The organism is Streptomyces sp. IBSBF 2435, from assembly GCF_036815005.1.
Lineage (GTDB): Bacteria > Actinomycetota > Actinomycetes > Streptomycetales > Streptomycetaceae > Actinacidiphila.
In genome coordinates this window covers 22,954-29,160 of sequence record NZ_JAJSYW010000078.1, presented here as the reverse complement: position 1 = coordinate 29,160, position 6,207 = coordinate 22,954, and the positions used below count along the sequence as shown (strand labels likewise).

Below are 6,207 nucleotides of genomic sequence, written 5' to 3'. Positions count from 1 at the left end.
GCCCAGCCCCCACCGGCCGGTGGTCCGGATGCGACGGCACAGTCCCTTTTCGGCCCGTGGCGACGTGCAGCTTGTCGACGGCTGGTCGCGCAGTTCCCCGCGCCCCCGGGGGGTGCGGTCCGTTCGCACACGACGGTGGGTGGTGGGTTGCGCGCGCCGTTCCCCGCGCCCCTGTGGGCACCCTCTGCGGCGAAGGCGCCCCCGCCCCGCGCCAGCCGGTAGGGCGCCGACCGACGGAGCCGTACCCTCAGCCCGCGCCAGCGGGAAGGCACCCACCGCCGGAGCCGTACCCTCAGCCCGCGCCAGCCGGTAGGGCACCCACCGCCGCAGCCGTACCCCTCAGCCCGCGCCAGCGGAAGGGTGCCCCCGGGCGCTGCCGTACCCCAGGCCTCGCGGCAGCGGTAGGGCGCCCCGCGGCGCAGGGGAAAGCCCGCCCGCGGCAGCGGGGAGGAGAGGGGGAGCCGGGGGGATTTGACCGGGCCGGAGGCACTACGTAAAGTTGAGCTTCGGCGTTTCTGCGCCCATCTCCTGAGCACATTCCTCCCGGTCAGTCGGGAGAGGCCCCCCGGTTCCGACAACGGGACGGCTGGCATCAGGGGTCCGAATCGAGCAGAGAGTGAGTTCAGCGTGTACGCGATCGTGCGTAGCGGTGGCCGCCAGCACAAGGTGGCCATCGGCGACATCGTCGAGGTCGACAAGATTCCCACCGGCAAGGTCGGCGACGCAGTCGAGCTTTCGACGCTGCTCGTGGTGGACGGCGAAGCCGTCACCAGCGACCCGTGGGTGCTGGCCGGGATCAAGGTCGAGGCCGAGATCGTCGACCACCACAAGGGCCAGAAGATCGACATTCTGCGCTACAAGAACAAGACCGGCTACCGCCGTCGCCAGGGTCACCGCCAGCAGTACACGGCGCTGAAGATCACTGGCATCCCCGCCGCGGCTGCGAAGTAAGGGACTGAGGAGAGATGGCACACAAGAAGGGCGCATCGTCCACCCGGAACGGTCGCGACTCCAACGCTCAGCGGCTCGGCGTGAAGCGCTTCGGCGGCCAGGTCGTCAACGCCGGTGAGATCATCGTCCGCCAGCGCGGCACCCACTTCCACCCCGGCTCCGGCGTCGGCATCGGCAAGGACGACACGCTGTTCGCGCTGTCCGCCGGCGCGGTCGAGTTCGGTACGAAGCGCGGTCGCCGCGTCGTGAACATCGTTCCGGCCGCCTGAAAGGCACGCTGAGGACTTTCCGAGGGCGGACCCGCTTCCCGGCATCAGGGAAGCGGGGCCGCCCTCGGCGTGTTATGCCAGCGCGTGAACACGCGCGAAGCCGTACGTATCTGGAGGAAACGCCATGACCACCTTCGTGGACCGCGTCGAGCTGCATGTCGCCGCGGGTAACGGGGGCCATGGCTGCGCCTCCGTGCACCGGGAGAAGTTCAAGCCGCTGGGCGGCCCCGACGGCGGAAACGGCGGCCGGGGCGGCGATGTGACCCTGGTGGTCGACCAGGACATCACCACGCTGCTCGACTACCACCACAGCCCGCACCGCAAGGCCACCAACGGCAAACCGGGGGAGGGCGGCAACCGGTCGGGCAAGGACGGTACGGACCTGGTGCTGCCGGTGCCCGACGGCACCGTCGTGATGGACAAGCACGGCAATGTGCTGGCCGACCTGGTCGGCCAGGGCACCACGTATGTCGCGGGCCAGGGCGGGCGCGGCGGCCTCGGCAATGCGGCGCTGGCCTCGGCCCGCCGCAAGGCGCCGGGTTTCGCGCTGCTCGGCGAGCCGGGCATCGCGCGGGACGTGGTGCTGGAGCTGAAGACCGTCGCGGACGTGGCGCTGGTGGGTTACCCCAGCGCCGGCAAGTCCTCGCTGATCTCGGTGCTGTCCGCGGCGAAGCCGAAGATCGCGGACTACCCGTTCACCACACTGGTGCCGAACCTCGGTGTGGTCACCGCGGGCTCGACCGTCTACACGATCGCGGACGTGCCCGGGCTGATCCCCGGCGCCAGCGAGGGGCGCGGCCTGGGCCTTGAGTTCCTGCGGCACGTCGAGCGCTGCTCGGTGCTGGTGCACGTGCTGGACACCGCGACGCTGGAGTCCGAGCGCGACCCGGCGACCGACCTGGACGTCATCGAGGCGGAGCTGCGGGCGTACGGCGCCGGTCTTGAGGACCGGCCGCGGATCGTCGTGCTCAACAAGATCGACGTGCCCGACGGGCGCGACCTGGCCGAGATCATCAGGCCCGACCTGGAGTCCCGCGGCTACCAGGTCTTCGAGGTCTCCGCGGTCTCCCACGAGGGCCTCAAGGAGCTGTCCTACGCCCTCGCGAAGATCGTCGCCGACACGCGTGCCGCCCAGCCCGCCCAGGAGTCCACCCGGGTCGTCATCCGCCCGCAGGCCGTCGACGACGCGGGCTTCACGGTCACCGCGGAGGAGGACGACCTCTTCCGGGTCCGCGGCGAGAAGCCGGAGCGGTGGGTCCGGCAGACCGACTTCGCCAACGACGAGGCCGTCGGCTACCTCGCCGACCGCCTCAACCGCCTCGGCGTCGAGGCCGAACTCCTCAAGGCCGGCGCCAAGCCGGGCGACGGCGTCGCCATCGGAGGCGACGACGACGCGGTCGTCTTCGACTGGGAGCCCACCATGGCCGCCGGCGCCGAAATGCTCGGCCGCCGCGGCGAGGACCACCGCTTCGACGCTCCCCGCGCGGCGGTCACCCGCCGCCGCGACAAGCAGGCCGAGCGGGACGAGGCGGAAGAGGAATACCGGGGCTTCGACCCGTTCGAGTAGGACCACCCGCCCGGACCCGTCCCCGGACGGAGTCCGGGCGGTCGCCCGAAGCTGGTGAGGCCCCCTGGGGCCGGGACTGACCGCGCCGGCCCCGGCCTGGACTACAGGGCGGGGTCGTACGCCGTGGCCGGCGGGGTGTCCCTGGTCAGGATGCGGCGGGAGAGCACGTACGTGAAGGGGATCGCGGCGGCCGCGGCCACCAGCGGGGCGATCTTGTCGTTCATGCCCGCCCACTCCACGAACGCGTAGACGCCGATGCTGGTCACCACGTAGTTCGTGACATTGGTCAGCGGGAAGAGGAGGAACTTCTTCCACGTCGGCCGGGTGCGATAAGTGAAGTACGTGTTGAGGAAGAACGACCCGATCATGCTCAGCACGAACGCCACCGAATACGCCGCGAAATACGGCATCAGCGGATGCAGCGCCAGGTAGAAGCCGTAGAAGGTCGCGGTGTTGACCCCGCCGACCAGGGCGAAGCGGACTATCTGCAGCAGCTGAGGCGGCAGCCTGGGCACGGAGCGGCTCACCGGATCTCCGACCAGTCCTGCGGGGCGGCCCGCTGCCGCACCTCACCGACCGGGGCACCGGCCTGATCACCGACCCGGAAGGTCCGCGGCGCGTTCGTCTCCTTGACCAGGAAGTGCGGGCGGCGCTTGGTCTCGTAGTAGATACGGCCGATGTACTCGCCTATCAACCCCAGCATCATCATCTGCAGCCCGCCGAGCCCGGTGATCGCCACGAGCAGCGTGACGTAACCGGGTGCGGTCGGGCCCTCGATGATCGCCTGCGCGGTGATCACCGCCGCGTAGACCGCCGCCAGCCCGGCGAGCCCGAGCCCGGCGTAGATCGCCAGCCGCAGCGGCCGGTTGTTGAACGAGATCAGCCCGTCCATGCCGTAGTTGACCAGCGCCCCGAAGCGCCACTTCGTCTCGCCGGCCTCACGGGCCGCGTTGCGGTAGTCGAAGGTGACGGTGTCGAAGCCGATCCAGGAGAAGAGGCCCTTGGAGAAGCGGTTGTACTCCGGCATCGACAGCAGCGCGTCCACCGCGGGGCGGGACAGCAGCCGGAAGTCGCCGACTCCGTCGGTGAGTTCGACGTCGACCCACTTGTTGATCATGCGGTAGTAGAGCCGGCTGACGGCGCTGCGCATCTTCTTGTCGCCCTCGCGGGTGCGCCGGGCGATCACCTGGTCGTGGCCCAGGTCGTGCAGCTCCAGCATCCGGGCGATCAGCTCCGGCGGGTGCTGGAGGTCCGCGTCCATGACGACGACCGCGTCACCCGTGGCCTCCCGCAGCCCGGCCAGCATGCCGGACTCCTTGCCGAAATTCCGGCTGAACGACACATAGCGGGTGCTGCCCGGGTGGTTCTTGGCGATGCCGCGGAGCCGTTCGAGGGTCGCGTCCTTGCTGCCGTCATCGACGTAGCACAGCTCGTAGTCGATGGCGAGTGTGTCCAGGGTCTCCCGGATCCGCTGGTCGAAGAGGTCGATCACGGCCTCTTCGTTGTAGCAGGGAACAACGATCGACAGTCGCATGGAGATCACTTTCCGCGCCGCATGTAGGTGGGGGGATGTGGCGGCACCCTCCGCCGCACGCTCTGCGGTCAGCCTAGGGCGCGAAATCTTGGACTTCGAGGTTTTGCGTGCGTCGGTCGGGAGTGTTCAGTGCGGAGCCCCGATGGGTACAGTGGGCGTTCACCCAAGTGACAGCTTACTAAAGCGACAAATAGTATCTTGGACTTGATGGTGATCACTATGGTCAGCCCGAAAGCGGCGGCCTGTGACATCCCGCAGCCCGTCCGTTCAGGTAGAAGCGAGGACCCACCGATGGGACGCGTCAGCGTCGTCGTGATTTCCTACAATGACGTTGACCATGTCTCCACCGCGGTGGCGTCGGCCCTTGCGCAGGGCGACCAGGTCGGTGAGGTGATCGTCGTCGACGACGGCTCGACCGACGGCACCGCGCAGGTGCTCGACGCGCTCGACGGCGACCCGCGGGTGCGGGTGATCCACCGGACCACCAACAGCGGCGGCTGCGGCACCCCCCGCAACGACGGCATCGCCGCCGCGACCCTGCCCTATCTGCTGTTCCTGGACAGCGACGACGTCCTGCGGCCGGGCGCTGCGGACGCGCTGCTCGCCGCCGCCGACCGGCACGGCGCGGACGTCGCCGCGGGCCGGGCGGTCCGCCGGGAGCTGCCGGAGGGCCGCGAGACCGTCTGGCAGCCGGAGATCTACGACCCCGCCGCCGGCGCGAAGATGCCCGGCACCGTCGTACGCGGCATCGCCGAGCACCCGGAGATCCTCAAGGACACCCTGTCGGTCAACAAGCTGTACCGCACGGCCTTCCTGCGCGACCGCTCGCTGATCTTCCCCGACGGCGCCTTCCACTACGAGGACTTCGTCTTCACCGCCCGGGTGTACGCGGCCCGGCCCCGTATCGCCTACATCGACACCCCGGTCTACACCTGGAACGTACGGCGGCACGCGGCCACCCAGTCCATCTCGCTGCGCCGCGCCGACATCACCAACTGGCGGCAGCGCATCGCCGCGCACCGGGAGGCCTTCCACACCTTCAGGGACGCCTCGGCCTCCGAGCTGGCACTCGCCGCCCAGGCGAAGTTCCTGGACTACGACCTGCCGATGTACGTACGCGAGCTCCCGCAGCGCTCACCGCGGTACGTCGCCGACTGGTGGCGGGCCACCCGTGACTACGTCAGCAGCTTCGAACGCGAGGCGGTCGCGATGGCCTCGGTGCCGTCCCGCTGGATCGTGCGCGCCCTGCTCGCACCGGGCGCCGACCGGCCCGAGCCGGGTGTCGGCGGGCTGGGGCGGCTGGTGGAGCTGGCGGGACGCCCGCCTCGGCTCGTACCGCCGTACGGCGACACCGCGCCGCCTGAGCTGGCCGAGCTGGAGCCCCGCGACCTGCCGATCGTGGTGGACGCCATGGTGCAGACCGGCACCACCGCCCGGCTCACCCTGCGGGTGCACGACCTGTACGGGCGGCTGGCCGCACTGCACCCGGTGGCGCTGCGGGTGGAGCTGGTCGAGCGGGGCGAGCCCGGCGCCCCCACCACCATGGAGACCCCGCTGGTGGGGGATGACGGCACGTGGTCGGCCGCGGTGCGGCTGCGTACCGCCGACCTGGCCCGCGGCGGACGGCTCGCCGTCTGGCACATCCGCGCGGAGGTCCGCTACGCGGGGACGTCGCAGCGCACCCCGGTCGAGGTGCGGGCCGCGGACGGCCAGATCGCGGGCCGCGGTGTGGTCCTGCGCCGCACCGGCCAGGTGCTGCTGGTGCAGACGCACATCACCGGCGGCAGGACGCTGATCCTGCGGGTCGCGGACGGCATGGAGGGCGCCCGCCGGGTCCTCGGCGCCAGGCTGCGCCGCCTCCGCCGCTCCCGCTGACGCCGGGCGGC

General features: G+C 70.7%; 6 protein-coding genes. 4 read left to right on the top strand and 2 right to left on the bottom strand.

Going from position 1 to position 6,207, the window contains the following annotated elements; translation table 11 throughout:
* Positions 1-627 precede the first annotated feature (627 nt).
* The 3 genes from rplU (at position 628) to obgE (ending at position 2,787) form a co-directional block, all read left to right on the top strand.
* Entirely contained in the window at positions 628-951 is a 324-nt protein-coding gene (rplU, locus tag V7E46_RS17360) for a 50S ribosomal protein L21 (protein ID WP_329178953.1), read from the top strand.
* A 14-nt stretch (positions 952-965) separates the two neighbouring features.
* Positions 966-1,220, top strand: coding sequence for a 50S ribosomal protein L27 (rpmA, locus tag V7E46_RS17355; protein ID WP_031514533.1), 255 nt, complete (start codon positions 966-968; stop codon positions 1,218-1,220).
* Positions 1,221-1,344: 124 nt separating this feature from the next.
* Positions 1,345-2,787 (top strand): GTPase ObgE, encoded by a 1,443-nt coding sequence (obgE, locus tag V7E46_RS17350; protein WP_329178955.1) that lies wholly within the window; start codon positions 1,345-1,347, stop codon positions 2,785-2,787.
* Between the two features lie 101 nt (positions 2,788-2,888).
* Here the strand turns inward: obgE and V7E46_RS17345 are convergent, their stop codons facing one another.
* Together V7E46_RS17345 and V7E46_RS17340 are read right to left on the bottom strand one after the other, a co-directional pair.
* The gene (locus V7E46_RS17345; RefSeq protein ID WP_333769241.1) at positions 2,889-3,314 is read right to left on the bottom strand and encodes a GtrA family protein; all 426 of its coding nucleotides are present in this window, start codon (positions 3,312-3,314) and stop codon (positions 2,889-2,891) included.
* Positions 3,311-4,321 (bottom strand): glycosyltransferase family 2 protein, encoded by a 1,011-nt coding sequence (locus V7E46_RS17340; protein ID WP_333769240.1) that lies wholly within the window; start codon positions 4,319-4,321, stop codon positions 3,311-3,313. Before V7E46_RS17340 ends, V7E46_RS17345 begins: the two co-directional genes overlap by 4 nt.
* 291 nt (positions 4,322-4,612) lie before the next feature.
* Between V7E46_RS17340 and V7E46_RS17335 the strand changes: the two genes are divergently transcribed.
* Entirely contained in the window at positions 4,613-6,196 is a 1,584-nt protein-coding gene (locus tag V7E46_RS17335; RefSeq protein ID WP_333769239.1) for a glycosyltransferase family 2 protein, read from the top strand.
* Positions 6,197-6,207 lie beyond the last annotated feature (11 nt).